Genomic DNA, 16753 nt, shown 5'->3' on the forward strand with positions numbered 1-16753 from the left:
GCAGAGTATTTGCTGACGGAATTGAGACGCATCGTCGAGAGCATGGCCCAGGCCAATACACTCGAACAGGCACTGGAAGCATTGGTGGGCCAGACCCGGCTCGCCATGCAGGTCTCCTGCTGCTCCGTTTACGTCTCCGAGCCCGAGGCGCGTTGCTATCGACTGGCGGCCACCGACGGTCTGGCGCAATCTGCCGTCGGCAAGACCACCCTGCCGTTCGAGCAGGGCATCGTCGGTCTGGTGGGCCAGCGGGAAGAGTTGATCAACCTGGCCGATGCCCCCTCCCACCCCAGTTTCAAGTTCCTGCCCGATGTTGCGGAAGAGGCGTTTCGCTCCTTCCTCGGCGCCCCCATCATGCATCAGCGTCAGGTGGTCGGCATCCTGGTGGTGCAGCAGAAGGAGAGCCGCCGTTTCGATGAAGGGGAGGAGTCCTTCCTGGTCACCCTGGCAGCCCAGCTGGCCGCCCGCCTCGCCCATGCCCAGACCAAGGGCTGGCTGCAGAAGACCGACTGGAGCAAGCCGCTGCGCGGCATCGCCGGGGCAAGCGGCATCGCCATCGCCAAGGCCTGGGTATGGCGACCGCGCAAGGAGCTGGGCTCCATAGTCCCGCGCAAGGATGAGGATCACCATGCCCAGCTGGCCCGCCTCGAGGAGGCGGTCGAGGAGGTCCGTCACGATCTGGAGAGCCTGGCGCTGCGGTTTCGCGAGAGTTACAGCCAGGACTCGGTCGCCATCTTCGACATCTATCTGCACCTGCTGAACGATCCCGGTTATATCCGGCCGATCCGCAACAAGGTGAGCAAGGAACACTGGACCGCGGTCTCTGCGGTCAAGCTGGTGAGTGATCGGCTGATCGACCAGTTCAAGGGGATGAAGGATCCCTACCTGCAGGAGCGATCCACCGATGTGAAGGACATCGCCCAGCGGCTCATCAGCCGGCTGGTGCAAAATGAACCCGAACATTTCACCATAGGGGAACCCGTGGTGCTGGTGGCGGACGAAGTGACGGCCACCATACTGGCCGAGATCCCGCGCGAGTTTCTGAGCGGGGTGGTCTCCCTCAAGGGGGGCACCAACTCCCATGCCGCCATCCTGGCCCGCGCCATGGGCATCGCCGCCATCATGGGGGTGGATCTGCCCCTGGGGGACATCAGCGGACGGCCGCTGATCCTGGATGGCTACAGCGGCGATCTCTTCATCGAGCCCAGTGCGCTGCTGCTGGCCGAGTACCGGCAGCTGCTCGACGAGGAGCGGGCGCTGGATACCCTGGTGCGCTCGGTGGACAATCAGCCCTCCGAGACGGCCGACGGCGTCAAGGTGTCGCTGCTGCTCAACGCAGGTCTCAGTGCCGATACCGAGATCTCCCTCAGTCAGCTGGCGGATGGTGTGGGGCTCTATCGCACCGAGATCCCCTTCATGCTGCAAGACAGCTTCCCCTCCGAGCTGGAGCAGACCGCCCGCTATCGCGGCATTCTCGAGACCTATCGCGATCGCCCCGTCTGCATGCGTACCCTGGATGTAGGAGGAGACAAGCCGCTCCCCTATTTCCCCATCGTGGAGGAAAATCCCTTCCTTGGCTGGCGGGGGATCCGGCTCACCCTGGATCACCCCGAACTCTTCCTGGTGCAGCTCAAGGCCATGCTGCGCGCCAGCGAGGGGTTGGACAATCTCACCATCATGCTGCCGATGATCAGCAGCGTGGGGGAGATCAAGGCCTCCCGCCGCCTGCTGGATCAGGCCTGGCATGAGGTTTCGGAAGAGGCGGCCGTACGGGGCGTCTCCATCAACTACCCCAGCCTGGGGGCCATGATAGAGGTCCCCTCCGCGCTCTATATCCTGCCGGAGATGGCTCCCCTCATCGACTTCTGGTCGGTGGGCAGCAACGACCTGACCCAGTACCTGCTGGCGGTGGACCGCAACAATGCCCGGGTCGCCAACATCTATGATGCCTTCCATCCTGCGGTGATCCGCGCGCTGCAACTGCTGGTCGATGCCTCCCGGCGCTACCAGAAGCCGGTCTCCGTCTGCGGTGAGCTGGCCGGCGATCCGGTCGGCGTGCTGCTGCTGATGGCCATGGGCTATCGCCGCTTCAGCATGAACACCAACAACATTGCCCGCATCAAATACGTGCTGCGCCATGCCAGGCTGAGCGAGCTGACGGACCTGCTGGCGGAGGGGCTCAAGCATGATAACCCCCACGTGCTGCGCGGCCTGTTTGCCCGTTATCTGGAAGAGCATGGTTTGGGTGGCCTGCTGCGTGCCGGTCACAAGCCCTGATCCGATTGACATCAAACCTTGTCCCCTGTCGCGAATGATCGCAAAATGCGGCTTTTCGTTTGACTGAGACGCTTATGCAGCACGATGGATATTGGGTTTTCTCGCAGATAGATCCCGTCGCCTTCAGCCTGGGGCCACTATCGGTACGCTGGTACGGTCTCATGTACCTGTTCGGTTTCGCCTTCGCCATGTGGCTGGCGGGTCGACGTGCCGATGCGCCGAACAGTGGCTGGACCCGCAATGAGGTCTCCGACCTGCTGTTCTACGGCTTCCTCGGGGTGATCCTGGGGGGGCGATTCGGTTATGTGCTCTTCTACAACTTCGATCTCTTCCTGGCCGATCCCCTCTATCTGTTCAAGATCTGGACCGGCGGCATGTCGTTCCACGGCGGCTTGATCGGGGTCATCACCGCCATGATCTGGTTCGCCCACAAGACCAGGCGGCACTTCTTCACGGTCGCGGACTTTGTGGCCCCCCTCATCCCATTTGGCCTCGGCGTGGGCCGGCTCGGCAACTTCATGAATGGCGAGCTGTGGGGCCGGGTGACCGATGTGCCCTGGGCCATCATCTTCCCGGAGGCGGGCCCTGAGCCCCGTCACCCCTCCCAGCTCTATCAGTTCGCCCTGGAAGGGGTGGTGCTCTTCATCATCCTGAATCTGTTCTGGCGCAAGCACCCGCCCCGTGGCGCCATCTCTGGCATGTTCCTGCTCTGTTATGGTCTGTTCCGCTTCCTGGTGGAGTTTGTGCGCCAGCCAGATGCCCAGCTTGGCCTCTACTTCCAGGAGATCAGCATGGGGCAGATCCTCTCGACCCCGATGATCATCATCGGCGCCCTGATGATCTGGGCCGCCTACAAGCGTCCGCAGCTGTTCGGCAACGCGGCTAAGGCTAAGGAGGTAAAGTCATGAGGGCTTATCTTGACCTGATGCAGAAGATCCTGGATGAGGGTACCGTCAAATCCGATCGCACCGGCACGGGGACCGTCTCCCTGTTCGGTCATCAGATGCGCTTCAACCTGGCCGATGGTTTCCCGCTGGTCACCACCAAGAAGTGCCACCTGAGATCCATCATTCACGAGCTGCTCTGGTTCCTCAATGGCGACACCAATACCGCCTATCTGAAAGAGCACGGCGTCAGCATCTGGGATGAGTGGGCCGATGAGAACGGCGATCTCGGCCCGGTCTACGGTGCCCAGTGGCGTTCCTGGCCGGCGGCCGACGGCTCAGTCATCGACCAGATCCAGAAGGCGGTGGATGACATCAAGCACAATCCGGATTCGCGCCGTATCATCGTCTCCGCCTGGAACGTGGGGGAGCTGGACAAGATGGCGCTGGCCCCCTGTCACGCCTTCTTCCAGTTCTACGTGGCAGACGGCAAGCTCTCCTGCCAGCTCTATCAGCGCAGCTGCGATGTGTTCCTCGGTCTGCCGTTCAACATCGCCAGCTACGCCCTGCTGACCCACATGATGGCCCAGCAGTGCGATCTGGCCGTGGGGGACTTCGTATGGACCGGTGGCGACGTGCATCTCTACTCCAACCACATGGAGCAGACCGCGCTGCAACTCTCCCGCGAGCCGCGTCCCTTGCCGCAACTGGTGATCAAGCGCAAGCCGGCCTCCATCTTCGATTACCGGTTCGAGGATTTCGAGATCCAGGGTTATGACCCCCATCCCGGTATCAAGGCGCCCGTCGCCATCTGAGCCAAAGGCGCCTGAGGGCGCCTTTTTCATTCCTGTTTATATGCCCTATAGTATTTTTTATTCCCATTTTACTCGTGGGGAAGGGGGGCATCCCCTCTCATGAGGGTCGATAGTCAACCATGAAAGGGTCTTGGATTCGGTTTTACCGTTGTTTTTGGCTGTAAGAAACGATTTTTCATTGCTCATATCCCTCTCTAGACTGAGTTCTGTATGTTTTTTGGGAGTAGCTTGAACATGAGTGAAGTATTGAAACGCTTTCTGAAGCTGGAGTCCGCCTCGGGGATTATTCTGATCCTGGCGGCGCTGGTCGCTCTCTTGCTCGCCAACTCCAATCTGGTCGATGCCTATCAGGCCTTCCTCAATACCCAGGTGCAGGTACGCATCTCGGCGCTGGACATCAACAAGCCGTTGCTGCTCTGGATCAACGATGGTTTCATGGCCATCTTCTTCCTGTTGGTGGGGTTGGAGGTGAAGCGGGAGATGATGGAGGGGGCGCTCTCCTCCCGGGAGCAGGCGACCTTCCCGGCCATCGCCGCCGTGGGGGGCATGCTGGCTCCGGCCCTGATCTACTCCTTCTTCAACTATGGCGATGAGGTGACGCGAGCGGGCTGGGCCATACCGGCGGCGACCGATATCGCCTTTGCCCTCGGCGTCATGGCGCTGCTCGGCAAGCGGGTGCCCACCAGTCTCAAGGTCTTCCTGCTGGCTCTCGCCATCATGGATGATCTCGGGGTCATCATCATCATCGCCCTCTTCTACACCCAGCAGCTGTCGCTGACGGCGTTGGCGGTTGGCCTGGTCGCCACCCTGCTGCTGGTGTGGATGAATCGCCGCGGGGTGGATCGCATCTCCCTCTATATGCTGGTCGGGTTGGTGCTCTGGGTGGCGGTACTCAAGTCGGGGGTCCATGCGACCCTGGCGGGGGTGGTGGTCGGTTTCCTGATCCCGCTCAAGGGCGAGCGCCACGCCTCGCCACTCAAGCATCTGGAGCATCAACTGCACCCCTGGAGCGCCTATCTTATTCTGCCGCTGTTCGCGTTTGCCAACGCGGGGGTGTCCCTGGACGGAATAGGTCTCGACACCCTGCTCGGCCCCGTTCCTATGGGGATCATGTTGGGACTGTTCGTGGGCAAGCCGCTCGGTATCTTTACCATCAGCTGGCTGTCGGTGCGCCTGGGCATAGCCCAGCTGCCGCCTGGCGTGAATTTTTACCAGATCTTCGCGGTCAGCATTCTGTGCGGCATAGGGTTTACCATGTCGATGTTCATCGCGTCTCTGGCGTTTGAACATGGCGGCATGGACTACGGCAGCTACTCGCGCCTCGGCATCCTGGTGGGTTCCACCCTGGCGGCCCTGGTGGGTTATGTCGCCATGCGTCTGGCCTTGCCCAAGGGGATCGCCGATCAGAGTACGGAGGGATTATGAAGAAGAGCTTGATGGTACTGATGTTGCTCGGGCCGACTGCGGTCTGGGCGAATGGATTGGAGCAATGCAAGCAGGATGCCGGATCGGCAGAGTGCGCCACCTATCTCAACGGGGTGGTCGATGGCGCCCTCGCCATGGGAGACCAGCAGGCGCGGGCCCGCTTCGGCGAGACCTTCCAGGAGCGCGCCCTGCGCAGCCGGGTGGGGGAGCGGCTCAAGCATGAGAACAAGCGCTATTGTGGCCAGCGCATGCCCGATGCGGCCAAGCTGAAGCAGACCCTGATCGACCAGTTCGCGGCGAACAAGGTTGACTCGGTCAGCGACATGTATGACATTCTGGCGGTTGAACTCAGCTGCTACCGGAGTCCGCGCACCGCGGGAACCCCATCGGATGTCACACCTTAATTACAACCATCTCTACTATTTTTGGATGACTCAGAAGAAGGGCTCCGTCACCCAGGCGGCAGAGGCCCTTTTTTTGACGCCGCAAACCGTCACCGGCCAGATCAAGTTGCTCGAGCAGCGCCTGGGGGGAAAATTGCTCAAGCGCAAGGGACGCTCACTCGAGGCGACGGAGCTGGGGCAGCTGGTGTTTCGTTACGCCGACAAGATGTTCAGCCTCTCTTACGAGATGCTGGACATCGTCAACTATCGCAAGGAGAGCCAGATCCTGTTCGATGTCGGCATCGCCGATGCGCTCTCCAAGCGCCTGGCGAGCCGGGTGCTGCTCTCCGTTATTCCCAATGATGGCTCCATCCACCTGCGCTGCTTCGAGTCGACCCATGAGCTGCTGCTCGAACAGCTGAGCGAACACAAGCTCGACATGATCCTCTCCGACTGCCCGGTGGATTCGGGTCAGCATGCGGGTCTGCTCTCCAAACGACTCGGTGGCTGCGGGGTCAGCTTCTTCTGCAAGGCTCCCATGCCAGAGAAGCCGTTTCCCGCTTGTCTGGAGGAGCGCAAGTTGCTCGTGCCGGGCCGCCGCACCGCCATGGGGCGCCAGTTGACCCAGTGGCTGGAGCAGCAGGGCATCTCTCCCAGCATTCTGGGGGAGTTCGATGATGCGGCGCTGATGAAGGCCTTTGGTTTCTTCAATCAGGGCATCTTCATGGCGCCCACCATCTACCGGGAAGAGATACTCGAGGGGGAGGGGGTCATGCTGCTGGGCGAGACCCAGGATCTGATGGAGGAGTACTACGTCATCTTCGCCGAACGGATGATCCAGCACCCGGCGGTGAAGCGGGTGTGCGATAGCGACTTCTCATTCTTGTTCGCCGGCCAGGAGGACTTCGCCACCATACAGCCTGCGACCCTGTCGTTTTAAATTCAGGTCAATCAAGGTATTATCCCGACTTGCGTCAAGAGGAGAGCGGCATGGATCTGGAGGCGATGGAAGCGAATGCGGGGAGGGCGGTGGCCTTGCTCAAGGCGCTTGCCAACGAACGGCGGCTGTTCATTCTCTGCCAGTTGCTGGACAGGGAGTTGTCGGTCGGTGAGTTGAATGCGGTGCTGGGGCTGAGTCAGTCGGCACTGTCACAGCATCTGGCGGTACTGCGCCGGGATGAACTGGTGGCGACGCGAAAAGAGGCTCAAACCGTCTATTATTCGCTGCGCAGCGTGGAGGTGCGCGAGATGATAGGTCTGTTGCACAGGCTGTACTGCAGCTCACAGCAATAAAAAACCGGCACAATGGCCGGTTTTTTTAGCTTTATACAGCCGAGGCTGATTAAGCCATAGCTTTGATCTGGGCAGACAGGCGGCTCTTGTGACGAGCAGCTTTGTTCTTGTGGATCAGGCCTTTGGTAGCCATGCGATCCATGATCGGCTGAGCGGTAGCGAAAGCAGCAACGGCAGCAGCTTTGTCGCCAGAGGCGATGGCAGCAATTACTTTCTTCAGGTAGGTACGGGTCATTGAACGACGGCTGGCGTTGTGCTGACGACGTTTTTCTGCCTGAATCGCGCGCTTCTTAGCAGATTTGATGTTAGCCAAGGTAAAACTCCTAAAACTGTCTTAGCGAGTGTATTGAAAAGGCCGAGAAATATGCCTTCTCAACCACATATTGTCAAACGATTTGTGCAAATAAACACCGCCCCCCGGTGGTGTGGCAATAGGGAGACGGTTAAACTGTCGGCCGATTCTAACAGCATTCTTCCCGTTCTGACAGTTCCAGAGGCTTCGTCTTGAGTAAGAAATTGATCAAATCCGGCATGATAGTCTCCTCCATGACGCTGGTCTCCCGCGTCATGGGCCTGGTACGCGATGTGGTGATCGCCAACCTGCTCGGCGCCGGGGCGGCGGCCGACGTCTTCTTCTTCGCCAATCGCATCCCCAACTTCCTGCGCCGCCTGTTCGCCGAAGGGGCATTCAACCAGGCCTTCGTCCCGGTGATGACCGAATACAAGAAGAAGGGGGATGAGCGGGAGGTGCGCGAGCTGCTGGCCGCCGTGGCGGGCACCCTGGGGGGGATCGTCACCCTGGTGACCCTGCTGGGGGTGATTGGTTCCGGGGCCCTGACCGCCCTGTTCGGCTGGGGCTGGTTCTGGGACTGGCTGCACGGCGGCCCGGCGGCAGAGAAGTTCGAGCTGGCCAGCCTGATGCTCAAGATCACCTTCCCCTATCTCTGGTTCATCACCTTCACCGCCATGGCGGGGGCTATCCTCAACACCTTCGGTCGCTTCGCCGTCTCCTCCTTTACCCCGGTCTTTCTCAATATCGCCATGATAGCGGCGGCCTGGTGGATAGCGCCCCTGCTGGAGAGGCCCGAGCTGTCCCTGGCGATAGGGGTCTTTTTGGGCGGTCTGGTGCAATTTCTGTTTCAGTATCCCTTTTTACGTCAGATCAACATGCTGGTCTGGCCAAAGTGGGGCTGGAACCACCCCGGGGTGGTGAAGATCCGCACCCTGATGATCCCGGCGCTGTTCGGGGTGTCGGTCAGCCAGATCAACTTGTTGATCAACACCATGCTGGCCTCCTTCCTCGCCACCGGCGCCATCAGCTACCTCTACTACTCGGATCGGCTGCTAGAGTTTCCCCTCGGCCTGTTTGCGGTTGCCATCAGCACCGTCATCCTGCCCTCGCTGGCCAAGACCCATGTGGACTCAGATCCCGCCGATTTCTCCCGCACCATGGATTGGGGGGTGCGCATGGTGATGCTGCTGGGGCTGCCCGCCATGATAGGGATCGCCGTGCTGCGCGAGCCCATACTGCGGGTGCTCTTCATGCGCGGTGAGTTCGGCTTGCACGAGGTGAGCATGTCGGGGGCCAGCCTGCTGGCGTCCACCACGGGCCTGCTCTCCTTGATGTTGATCAAGGTGCTGGCACCCGGCTACTACGCCCGCCAGGACACCAGGACGCCGGTGCGCATCGGCATCATGGCCATGGTGGCCAACATGGTGTGCAACCTCGTCTTCATCTATCCCCTGGGGTATGTGGGACTGGCCCTGGCGACCGCCTGCTCAGGCACCCTGAATGCAGCCTTGTTGTTCAAGGGCTTGTATCAGCAGGGGGTCTATCGTCCCTCGCGCCAGACCGGGGTCTTCTGCCTCAAGTTGCTGGCGGCGACCCTGGTCATGGGAGGTCTGATTGGCTACCTGTCGCCGGATCTTGCCCAGTGGGGGGCCTGGAGCATGGCCAAGGCCAGCTGGGAGCTGGCACTGCTGCTCTTGATGGGGGGCAGCGTCTACGGGATCTGTCTGCTCGCCTTCGGAATTCGGCCGCGTCATCTGAAATCCAGCCGGGAGGGCTGATCCAGACCGCCGCCTGAGATATAATCCGGCGATTTCGACAGCAGCAGAACACAAGGCACTGATGGAGCTTATCCGCGGTATCCACAATATCAAGCCCCGTCACCGGGGTTGCGTGTTGACCATAGGCAACTTTGATGGGGTCCATCAGGGTCATCACGCCGTGCTGGCGCGGCTGCAGGAGAAGGCCGCCGCCCTTGGCTTGCCGGCTTGCGTCTTGCTGTTCGAGCCCCAGCCCCTTGAGCTGTTTGCGGGGGCCGATGCCCCGGCGCGTCTCTCCCGGCTGCGGGAGAAGGTGGAAGCCCTGGCGGCGCTGCATATCGATCGCCTGCTCTGCGTGCGCTTTAGTCACGCCTTCGCCAGCCAGGCCGCCAATACCTTCATCGAGCAGCTCCTGGTCGACAAGCTGGGGGTGCGTTATCTGGTGGTAGGGGATGATTTTCGCTTCGGCAAGGGGCGGGAGGGGGACTTTCACCTGCTGGAGGCGGCGGGTCGCCGCTTTGGTTTCGAGGTGGTCAGCACCCAGAGCTTCGAGCTCGCCCGCCAGCGCGTCAGCAGCACCCTGGTGCGCGAGGCGCTCAAGGCGGGGCGCATGGCCGAGGTGGAGCTGATGCTGGGCCGTCCCTATGCCATCAGTGGCCGAGTGGCCCACGGTGACAAGCTGGGGCGCACCATAGGTTTTCCCACCGCCAATCTGGCCCTCAAGCGCCAGGTCATCCCGGTCGGTGGCGTGTTTGCGGTGGAAGTGTTATGTTCCGGCGAGATCTTCCCCGGTGTTGCCAACGTGGGCGTGAGGCCGACCTTGAACGGTACTCAAGCCAGATTGGAAGTACATTTATTTGATTTTTCTGGTGATCTATACGGTCAGCAGGTCAAGGTGCTGCTTCGCCACAAGCTGCGCGAGGAGCAAAAATTTGCCTCTTTCTCCGCCTTGAAAGAACAGATCGAACGAGATGCCCAGGCAGCCCGAGCCTGGTTTGGGCTGCCGTTATTCAATTTACCCAGCACTCTTTTAGAAAAGAAGGGAACCCAGGACTGATGAGCGACTATAAACACACCCTGAATCTTCCGGAAACCGAGTTCCCGATGCGTGGCGATCTGGCCAAGCGCGAACCCGGTATGCTCAAGCGTTGGTACGATCAGGATCTCTACGGAGCCATTCGCCGCGCCAAGGCGGGCAAGCCCTCCTTCATCCTGCATGACGGCCCTCCCTATGCGAACGGCAGCATTCACATCGGTCACTCGGTCAACAAGATCCTCAAAGACATCATCGTCAAGTCCAAGGGGCTGTCCGGCTTCGACTCCCCCTATGTACCGGGTTGGGATTGCCATGGCCTGCCCATCGAACTGAAGGTGGAAGGCAAGGTCGGCAAGCCGGGGGTCAAGATCTCCGCCGCCGAGTTCCGCGCCGAGTGCCGCAAGTATGCCAAGACCCAGATCGAGGCGCAGAAGAGCGACTTCATCCGCCTGGGGGTGCTGGGTGACTGGGAAAAGCCCTACCTGACCATGGATTTTGGCACCGAAGCCAACATCATCCGCTCCCTGGCCAAGATCGTGGACAATGGCCACCTGCACAAGGGCTCCAAGCCGGTGCACTGGTGTACCGACTGTGGCTCCGCCCTGGCCGAGGCCGAGGTGGAGTACTACGACAAGGATTCTCCCGCCATCGATGTGCGTTTCAAGGCCGTCGACGAGGCCGAGGTGGCTGGCAAGTTTGACTGTGCCGAGGGTCACTTCGGCCGCGGTCCGCTCTCCGTGGTGATCTGGACCACCACCCCCTGGACCCTGCCGGCCAACCGCGCCGTGGCCCTGCATGCCGACCTGGACTATGCCCTGGTGCAGGTGGAGGGTGAGCACCCGGAGCGCCTGATCCTGGCCGCCGACCTGGTCAAGGATGTGATGGACCGCGCCGGTATCGAGCAGTTCCATAACCTGGGTTATGCCAAGGGCGCCGCGCTGGATCTGCTGCGCTTCAAGCACCCCTTCTACAGCTTCGATGTGCCCATAGTGCTGGGTGATCACGTCACCCTGGACGCCGGTACCGGCGCCGTACACACCGCCCCTGGCCACGGCCAGGAAGACTTCGTGGTCGGTCAGAAGTACGGCCTGGAAGTAGCCAACCCCGTGGGCAGCAACGGCGTCTACCTGCCGGACACCCAGCTGTTCGCCGGTCAGCACGTGTTCAAGGCCAATACCGCCGTGGTCGAGGTGCTCAAGACCCATGGCGCCCTGCTCCATCACAAGGTGGTCAATCACTCCTACCCGCACTGCTGGCGCCACAAGACGCCGATCATCTTCCGTGCCACCCCCCAGTGGTTCATCAGCATGGAGCAGAAGGGATTGCGCAAGCAGGCCCTGACCGAGATCGACCGCATCGAGCAGGAGGGCATAGCCCAACAAGGCCAGAGCGGCTGGGTGCCCGCCTGGGGCAAGAACCGCATTCAGGCCATGGTGGAGAACCGCCCGGACTGGTGTATCTCCCGTCAGCGTACCTGGGGCGTGCCCATCTCCCTGTTCGTTCACAAAGAGACCCAGCAACTGCACCCTGAATCCGTGCGTCTGATGGAAGAGGTGGCCAAGCGGGTCGAACAGTCCGGCATCCAGGCCTGGTGGGATCTGGACAAGGCCGAGCTGCTGGGTGAGGACGCCGACAACTACGACAAGGTGCCCGACACCCTGGACGTCTGGTTCGACTCGGGTTCGACCCACTCCTCCGTGGTGGCGGCTCGTCCCGAGTTCAACGGCAACCCGGCCGACCTGTATCTGGAAGGCTCGGATCAGCACCGTGGCTGGTTCATGTCCTCGCTCATGATAGGCGTGGCCATGAACAACAAGGCCCCTTACAACCAGGTGCTGACCCATGGCTTCACCGTGGATGGCCAGGGCCGCAAGATGTCCAAGTCCATCGGCAACGTGGTCAGCCCGCAAGACGTCATGAACAAGCTGGGGGCCGACATCCTGCGTCTGTGGGTCGCGAGCACCGACTACACCGGCGAGATGACCGTCTCCGACGAGATCCTCAAACGCAGTGCCGATGCCTATCGCCGCATCCGCAACACCGCCCGCTTCCTGCTGGCCAACCTCAACGGCTTCAACCCGGCGACCGACATGGTCGCGCCCGCCGACATGGTGGTGGTGGACCGTTGGGCGGTGGGCCGCGCCAAGGCGGTGCAGGCCGAGATAGTCGACGCCTATCAGGCCTACAACTTCCACGGCGTGACCCAGAAGCTGATGCAGTTCTGCTCCATCGAGATGGGTTCCTTCTATCTGGACGTCATCAAGGACAGGCAGTACACCGCCAAGGCCGATGGCCTGGCCCGTCGCTCCTGTCAGACCGCGCTCTATCACATCGCCGAGGCCATGGTGCGCTGGATGGCGCCCATCATGAGCTTCACCGCCGACGAGATCTGGGCCCTGCTGCCGGGCGAGCGTGGCGAGTTCGTGTTCACCGAGGAGTGGTATGACGGCCTGTATGGCCTGGCCGCCGGTGAGCAGATGGGCGATGCCTTCTGGGCCGAGATCCTGGCCGTGCGCGCCGAGGTGAACAAGGCCCTGGAAGCGGCCCGTGGCGAGAAGCGGATCGGCAGCTCCCTGCAGGCCGAGCTGACCCTGTTCGCCAAGGCTGAACTGGCCGAGCGCCTCAACGCCCTGAGCGACGAGCTGCGCTTCGTGCTGCTCACCTCCAAGGCCAGGGTCGTGGTGGTTGACGGCGCGCCGGAAGGCTCCGTTGCGACCGAGCGTGACGACCTGTGGCTGAGCGTGGCCCAGTCTGCCGCCGCCAAGTGCGACCGCTGCTGGCACCATGTGGAAGATGTGGGCACCCTTGCCGGTCACGAAGAGATCTGTGGCCGCTGCGTCAGCAACGTCGAGGGTGACGGCGAAGTTCGTCAATTTGCCTGATGAAGATGACTCACGACAAGAGTGGCCTGCGCTGGCTGTGGCTGGCGGCGATGGCCTTCATTCTCGACCAGGCGAGCAAGCTCGCCGTGGTCAAGATGCTGCCTTTTGGCTACCCGGGGGTGGAGATCGCCCCCTTCTTCAACCTGGTGCACGTCTATAACAAGGGGGCGGCGTTCAGCTTCCTGGCCGATCAGGGGGGCTGGCAGCGCTGGTTCTTCGCCGTGCTGGCCTTCGCCATCTGCGGCCTGCTGACCCACTGGCTGCGCAAGCAGCCGGCAAGCCTGCGCTGGAGCGGCATCGCCTACTCCCTCATCATCGGCGGTGCCCTCGGCAACGTGTTCGATCGCCTGGTGCTGGGTCACGTGGTCGATTTTCTCGACTTCTACTGGGGCCGTGCCCACTGGCCCGCCTTCAATCTGGCGGACAGCTTCATCTTCATCGGCGCCGCCATGATAGTGCTGGACGGCTTTCGCGGCGAAAAAGCCGTGAGCAAGCAAGGCAAGGAGTCGGCATGAGCACGTTTATCGGTCATGACAGCCGGGTGCTGTTTCACTTCACCATCAAGCTGGAGGATGGCTCCGTCGCCGACAGCACCCAGTTGCACGGCAAGCCGGCGCGACTGACCATGGGGGATGGCAGCCTGACGCCGCAGTTCGAGCAGTGCCTGCTGGGGCTGCAACAAGGGGAGGCCAAGAGCTTCACGCTGAGCCCGGAGCAGGCCTTTGGCCTCTCCAATCCCGACAACATCTACCATCTGGACCGCGCCAAGTTCGGCGCGGATGTGGAGCCCAAGGTGGGCGCCATCATCGTCTTCGATCAGCCCAATGGCGGCGAGCTGCCCGGCATAGTGCGGGCGGTGCAAGGCATGTCGGTGACGGTCGATTTCAACCATCCCCTGGCCGGCCATACCGTCACCTTCGAGGTGGAGATCCTGGGGGTTGATGACCAGGAGGAGCTGTTGTGATGACGGATATGCTGCCGGCGGCCACCCTTGGTCTTCCCGTGCCGGGGGAACGCACCCGCTCAGCGCAATTTGACGGGAAAGAGGTACTCTGATGGATATTTTGCTCGCCAACCCTCGTGGTTTCTGCGCCGGAGTCGATCGCGCCATCAGCATCGTCGAGAGCGCGCTGGAGAAGTTCGGTGCCCCCATCTATGTCCGCCATGAAGTGGTGCACAATCGCTATGTGGTGAACAAGCTGAAGGATGCGGGGGCCGTGTTCGTCGAGGAGCTCGACGAGGTGCCGGACGACAGCATCGTCATCTTCTCCGCCCACGGCGTCGCCAAGACGGTGCGCGAGATGGCCAAGTCCCGGGCCCTCAAGGTGTTCGATGCCACCTGCCCCCTGGTGACCAAGGTGCACATGGAGGTGCATCGCGCCAGTCGCAAGGGCTCCGAGGCCGTGCTTATCGGTCACGCTGGTCACCCCGAGGTGATCGGTACCATGGGACAGTACGAGAACCCGGAAGGGGGCATGTATCTGGTGGAGACGCCACAGGATGTGGCCAGGCTCAAGGTGAAGAATCCGGACGATCTCTGCTTCGTCACCCAGACCACCCTCAGCGTGGACGAGACCTCGGATGTCATCGATGCCCTGCGCAGGCATTTCCCCAAAATCCAGGGGCCGCGCAAGGACGATATCTGTTACGCCACCCAGAATCGCCAGGATGCGGTGCGGGAGATGGCCGGGCTGGTGGACGCCATGCTGGTGGTGGGGTCGCGCAACTCGTCCAACTCCAATCGCCTGCGGGAGCTGGCGGAGAAGGTGGGCGCGCGCGCCTACCTGATCGACGATGCCTCCATGATAGAACCGACCTGGCTGGATGGCGTCAAGGCCATCGGCGTGACGGCGGGGGCTTCGGCGCCCGAGGTACTGGTGCAGAACGTCATCGCCCGTCTGCGGGAACTGGGAGGCAAGGTGGTCGCCGAACACCCGGGGCGCGAAGAGAATGTGGTGTTCGAAGTGCCGCCGGAACTGCGCATCATCTGATCATAAAGCCCATCGCCAGATGGGCTTTTTCATCGCTGCAGCCAGATCATTTCCAGCACTCTGCCGGTGTCTTGGCATCGGCCTTGGTGAGGGTCAGGGTATTGCAGCTGGTCGCCCCGCTCTTGTCACCGCTCTGGGCCCCCTTGGCCGTGGCGATCAGGGTATAAGTGGTGGCCGTGGCGCCCGATATGCTGAAGTTATAGTAGTCACTGGTGGGATCCCCCACCGCACTGGCTGTCGTGCTGTAACTGCTGTTGCTGATCCGGTACTCCTCCTGCCTGAGCTGCATGGTCAGCAGGCCTTTCACCCCCTCAGCCCGGCGCGATTTGCGTAACCCGTCGGTGAAACTGGGGTAAGCCACGGCGGCGATGATGGCGACAATGGCCACCGCTACCATGAGTTCAATCAATGTGATTCCTTTGGCGTGTTTTCTCATCGTCGACATGGTTCGGGAGAGGGATTGATACTATAGAGTAGTATTGACCGTTTCCTCCATGTGGATGAACACGCACAGACAGGGAGTCTGTAAGGCGATGGTAACGAAAGGGAAGGGATCCCGCGGTTTTACCCTGATTGAGCTCATGGTGGCCACCTTGGTGGTGGCCTTGCTGCTGATGGTTGCCATCCCCAGCTATCAATCTTTGCGCCAGGAGCAGCTGGTCAGGGCGGCCACCCAGGCCATCTATACCGACGTCATGTTGCTCAAGTCTGAAGCCATCAAGCGCGGTGGACCCTTGACGCTCAAGCTCTTCAATGCTGGCCAGCCAAATTGGTGTTATCGCATTGCTATTGATGGCACCTGTGACAGTTGCAGCGATAACTGCTCCAGCATCGAAGGGAGGAAAGGGGCTGATGCTGACGAGTTTCGTGGTGTGATGCTTGACTCAAATTTTGCCAAATCAGGTGTAGAAACAGCCCTTCAGTTCAATAACCGCCGTGGAAACTTCAAGAGCCTCTACGGAGTCCCTCACAACGGTTCTATTTGCTTAAAAAATGGAAATAGTGAGTACGCGGTCATTATCGCCCCTGTTGGTCGAATCCGAACTGATGTGGTGACCGGAGGCTCTCCATGCCCTTAAGATTATCTCGAGGTTTCAGTTTGGTTGAACTGATGGTGTCCATGGTCGCTGGGCTGATCCTGGTTGCCGCGGTAACGGCCCTGTTTGCCGCCATTCTTAAGGCCAACAGCACGGCCATGAAGGTGAGTCGCCTCAATCAGGAGATACAGGCGATCACCGATATGATGGCCCGTGATATCCAGCGGGCCGGCTATGATGCCAGCGCGGCAACGGCGAGCCGAATGGTCTCTGGCGCCGGCCCTTCTCCCTTCTATTTCGATGCGGATGCGGATCTGATGAGCGAGACAGCGACGGGCTCGAACCTCTATCGCTGTGTCAGGGTCCGCTATGACGAGAATGGCAATGGGGCACTGGATAACAGCGCATCTAGCAGTTTTGAAACCTTGCTTTACAGCTATAGCAGTGCCGATAAAGGGATAAAGTTGGCGACGGGAGCCAGTGCAGCTTGTAATGGCGGCAGTCTGATTTCGACGGAGAACACCATAGAGATCACTCAGCTGACCTATCGTCTGCTTTCTAGTAGTCAGGTGAGTGGTGCCCGGGCTATTCAGCTCAATATCTCGGGTCGCTACAAGGATAATGTGGCGCTGACGTTGAACCTGCAGCGTGATATCAAGCTGCGCAACGATGGGTATTGAA

The 16753-nt window shown here is 60.9% G+C and carries 17 protein-coding genes; 15 read left to right on the top strand and 2 right to left on the bottom strand.

The features are described from left to right. Nucleotides 1–9 precede the first annotated feature (9 nt). The 7 genes from ptsP to ACLHZ1_RS10800 all read left to right on the top strand — a co-directional run bounded on the left by ptsP (nt 10) and on the right by ACLHZ1_RS10800 (nt 7077). Nucleotides 10–2277 carry a phosphoenolpyruvate--protein phosphotransferase gene (gene ptsP, locus ACLHZ1_RS10770; RefSeq protein WP_427262087.1) on the top strand — a complete coding sequence of 756 codons (2268 nt, stop codon included), beginning with the start codon at nt 10–12 and terminating at the stop codon, nt 2275–2277. A 74-nt stretch (nt 2278–2351) separates the two neighbouring features. Then, entirely contained in the window at nt 2352–3185 is an 834-nt protein-coding gene (gene lgt, locus ACLHZ1_RS10775) for a prolipoprotein diacylglyceryl transferase (protein ID WP_427262088.1), read from the top strand. Beyond that, nucleotides 3182–3976: a thymidylate synthase gene (gene thyA / locus ACLHZ1_RS10780; protein ID WP_427262089.1), complete on the top strand. Its 795-nt coding sequence runs from the start codon at nt 3182–3184 to the stop codon at nt 3974–3976. Before lgt ends, thyA begins: the two co-directional genes overlap by 4 nt. 234 nt (nt 3977–4210) lie before the next feature. Beyond that, nucleotides 4211–5401: a Na+/H+ antiporter NhaA gene (gene nhaA / locus ACLHZ1_RS10785; protein ID WP_427262090.1), complete on the top strand. Its 1191-nt coding sequence runs from the start codon at nt 4211–4213 to the stop codon at nt 5399–5401. 20 nt (nt 5402–5421) lie between these two features. Beyond that, nucleotides 5422–5805: a hypothetical protein gene (locus tag ACLHZ1_RS10790; RefSeq protein ID WP_374704033.1), complete on the top strand. Its 384-nt coding sequence runs from the start codon at nt 5422–5424 to the stop codon at nt 5803–5805. Further along, nucleotides 5792–6724: a transcriptional activator NhaR gene (gene nhaR / locus ACLHZ1_RS10795; RefSeq protein WP_041995135.1), complete on the top strand. Its 933-nt coding sequence runs from the start codon at nt 5792–5794 to the stop codon at nt 6722–6724. Before ACLHZ1_RS10790 ends, nhaR begins: the two co-directional genes overlap by 14 nt. Before the next feature lie 50 nt (nt 6725–6774). Next, on the top strand, nt 6775–7077 hold the full coding sequence (locus ACLHZ1_RS10800; RefSeq protein WP_427262148.1) for an ArsR/SmtB family transcription factor: 303 nt from the start codon (nt 6775–6777) through the stop codon (nt 7075–7077). A gap of 49 nt (nt 7078–7126) precedes the next feature. Here the strand turns inward: ACLHZ1_RS10800 and rpsT are convergent, their stop codons facing one another. Beyond that, nucleotides 7127–7390, bottom strand: coding sequence for a 30S ribosomal protein S20 (gene rpsT, locus ACLHZ1_RS10805; protein ID WP_041995129.1), 264 nt, complete (start codon nt 7388–7390; stop codon nt 7127–7129). A 191-nt stretch (nt 7391–7581) separates the two neighbouring features. On the opposite strand from rpsT, the gene murJ reads away from it, so the two are divergent. The 6 genes from murJ to ispH all read left to right on the top strand — a co-directional run bounded on the left by murJ (nt 7582) and on the right by ispH (nt 15035). Beyond that, nucleotides 7582–9147 carry a murein biosynthesis integral membrane protein MurJ gene (gene murJ, locus ACLHZ1_RS10810; protein WP_427262091.1) on the top strand — a complete coding sequence of 522 codons (1566 nt, stop codon included), beginning with the start codon at nt 7582–7584 and terminating at the stop codon, nt 9145–9147. Nucleotides 9148–9208: 61 nt separating this feature from the next. Then, complete coding sequence (ribF, locus tag ACLHZ1_RS10815) at nt 9209–10183, top strand: bifunctional riboflavin kinase/FAD synthetase (protein WP_408793682.1); 975 nt, start codon at nt 9209–9211, stop codon at nt 10181–10183. Beyond that, nucleotides 10183–13044: an isoleucine--tRNA ligase gene (ileS, locus tag ACLHZ1_RS10820; RefSeq protein ID WP_427262092.1), complete on the top strand. Its 2862-nt coding sequence runs from the start codon at nt 10183–10185 to the stop codon at nt 13042–13044. The genes ribF and ileS overlap by 1 nt, the downstream gene beginning before the upstream one ends. Then, nucleotides 13044–13559, top strand: a complete 516-nt coding sequence (gene lspA / locus ACLHZ1_RS10825; RefSeq protein WP_408793686.1) for a signal peptidase II — start codon at nt 13044–13046, stop codon at nt 13557–13559. Before ileS ends, lspA begins: the two co-directional genes overlap by 1 nt. Continuing rightward, nucleotides 13556–14008 (top strand): FKBP-type peptidyl-prolyl cis-trans isomerase, encoded by a 453-nt coding sequence (gene fkpB / locus ACLHZ1_RS10830; RefSeq protein ID WP_408793688.1) that lies wholly within the window; start codon nt 13556–13558, stop codon nt 14006–14008. Before lspA ends, fkpB begins: the two co-directional genes overlap by 4 nt. A gap of 91 nt (nt 14009–14099) precedes the next feature. Next, nucleotides 14100–15035 carry a 4-hydroxy-3-methylbut-2-enyl diphosphate reductase gene (gene ispH / locus ACLHZ1_RS10835; RefSeq protein WP_427262093.1) on the top strand — a complete coding sequence of 312 codons (936 nt, stop codon included), beginning with the start codon at nt 14100–14102 and terminating at the stop codon, nt 15033–15035. 46 nt (nt 15036–15081) lie between these two features. On the opposite strand, the gene ACLHZ1_RS10840 is transcribed toward ispH, so the two are convergent. Continuing rightward, a complete protein-coding gene (locus tag ACLHZ1_RS10840; protein ID WP_427262094.1) occupies nt 15082–15471 on the bottom strand; it encodes a type IV pilin protein in 390 nt (129 codons plus the stop codon). Nucleotides 15472–15568: 97 nt separating this feature from the next. Here ACLHZ1_RS10840 and ACLHZ1_RS10845 point away from each other — a divergent pair, with 97 nt between their 5' ends. Then, nucleotides 15569–16114, top strand: a complete 546-nt coding sequence (locus ACLHZ1_RS10845; RefSeq protein WP_427262095.1) for a GspH/FimT family pseudopilin — start codon at nt 15569–15571, stop codon at nt 16112–16114. Further along, on the top strand, nt 16105–16752 hold the full coding sequence (locus ACLHZ1_RS10850) for a PilW family protein (protein ID WP_427262096.1): 648 nt from the start codon (nt 16105–16107) through the stop codon (nt 16750–16752). The genes ACLHZ1_RS10845 and ACLHZ1_RS10850 overlap by 10 nt, the downstream gene beginning before the upstream one ends. Nucleotide 16753: the final 1 nt, after the last annotated feature.

The organism is Aeromonas sobria (genome assembly GCF_050266975.1).
Lineage (GTDB): Bacteria > Pseudomonadota > Gammaproteobacteria > Enterobacterales > Aeromonadaceae > Aeromonas > Aeromonas sobria_B.

What these genes read in the sequence shown, in the direction of transcription:
- lgt (WP_427262088.1), top strand. Translation starts at nt 2,352, where the DNA reads ATGCAGCACGATGGATATTGGGTTTTCTCGCAGATAGATCCCGTCGCC.
- thyA (WP_427262089.1), top strand. Translation starts at nt 3,182, where the DNA reads ATGAGGGCTTATCTTGACCTGATGCAGAAGATCCTGGATGAGGGTACC.
- nhaA (WP_427262090.1), top strand. Translation starts at nt 4,211, where the DNA reads ATGAGTGAAGTATTGAAACGCTTTCTGAAGCTGGAGTCCGCCTCGGGG.
- ACLHZ1_RS10790 (WP_374704033.1), top strand. Translation starts at nt 5,422, where the DNA reads ATGTTGCTCGGGCCGACTGCGGTCTGGGCGAATGGATTGGAGCAATGC.
- nhaR (WP_041995135.1), top strand. Translation starts at nt 5,792, where the DNA reads ATGTCACACCTTAATTACAACCATCTCTACTATTTTTGGATGACTCAG.
- ACLHZ1_RS10800 (WP_427262148.1), top strand. Translation starts at nt 6,775, where the DNA reads ATGGATCTGGAGGCGATGGAAGCGAATGCGGGGAGGGCGGTGGCCTTG.
- ribF (WP_408793682.1), top strand. Translation starts at nt 9,209, where the DNA reads ATGGAGCTTATCCGCGGTATCCACAATATCAAGCCCCGTCACCGGGGT.
- ileS (WP_427262092.1), top strand. Translation starts at nt 10,183, where the DNA reads ATGAGCGACTATAAACACACCCTGAATCTTCCGGAAACCGAGTTCCCG.
- lspA (WP_408793686.1), top strand. Translation starts at nt 13,044, where the DNA reads ATGAAGATGACTCACGACAAGAGTGGCCTGCGCTGGCTGTGGCTGGCG.
- fkpB (WP_408793688.1), top strand. Translation starts at nt 13,556, where the DNA reads ATGAGCACGTTTATCGGTCATGACAGCCGGGTGCTGTTTCACTTCACC.
- ispH (WP_427262093.1), top strand. Translation starts at nt 14,100, where the DNA reads ATGGATATTTTGCTCGCCAACCCTCGTGGTTTCTGCGCCGGAGTCGAT.
- ACLHZ1_RS10840 (WP_427262094.1), bottom strand. Translation starts at nt 15,471, where the DNA reads ATGAGAAAACACGCCAAAGGAATCACATTGATTGAACTCATGGTAGCG.
- ACLHZ1_RS10845 (WP_427262095.1), top strand. Translation starts at nt 15,569, where the DNA reads ATGGTAACGAAAGGGAAGGGATCCCGCGGTTTTACCCTGATTGAGCTC.
- ACLHZ1_RS10850 (WP_427262096.1), top strand. Translation starts at nt 16,105, where the DNA reads ATGCCCTTAAGATTATCTCGAGGTTTCAGTTTGGTTGAACTGATGGTG.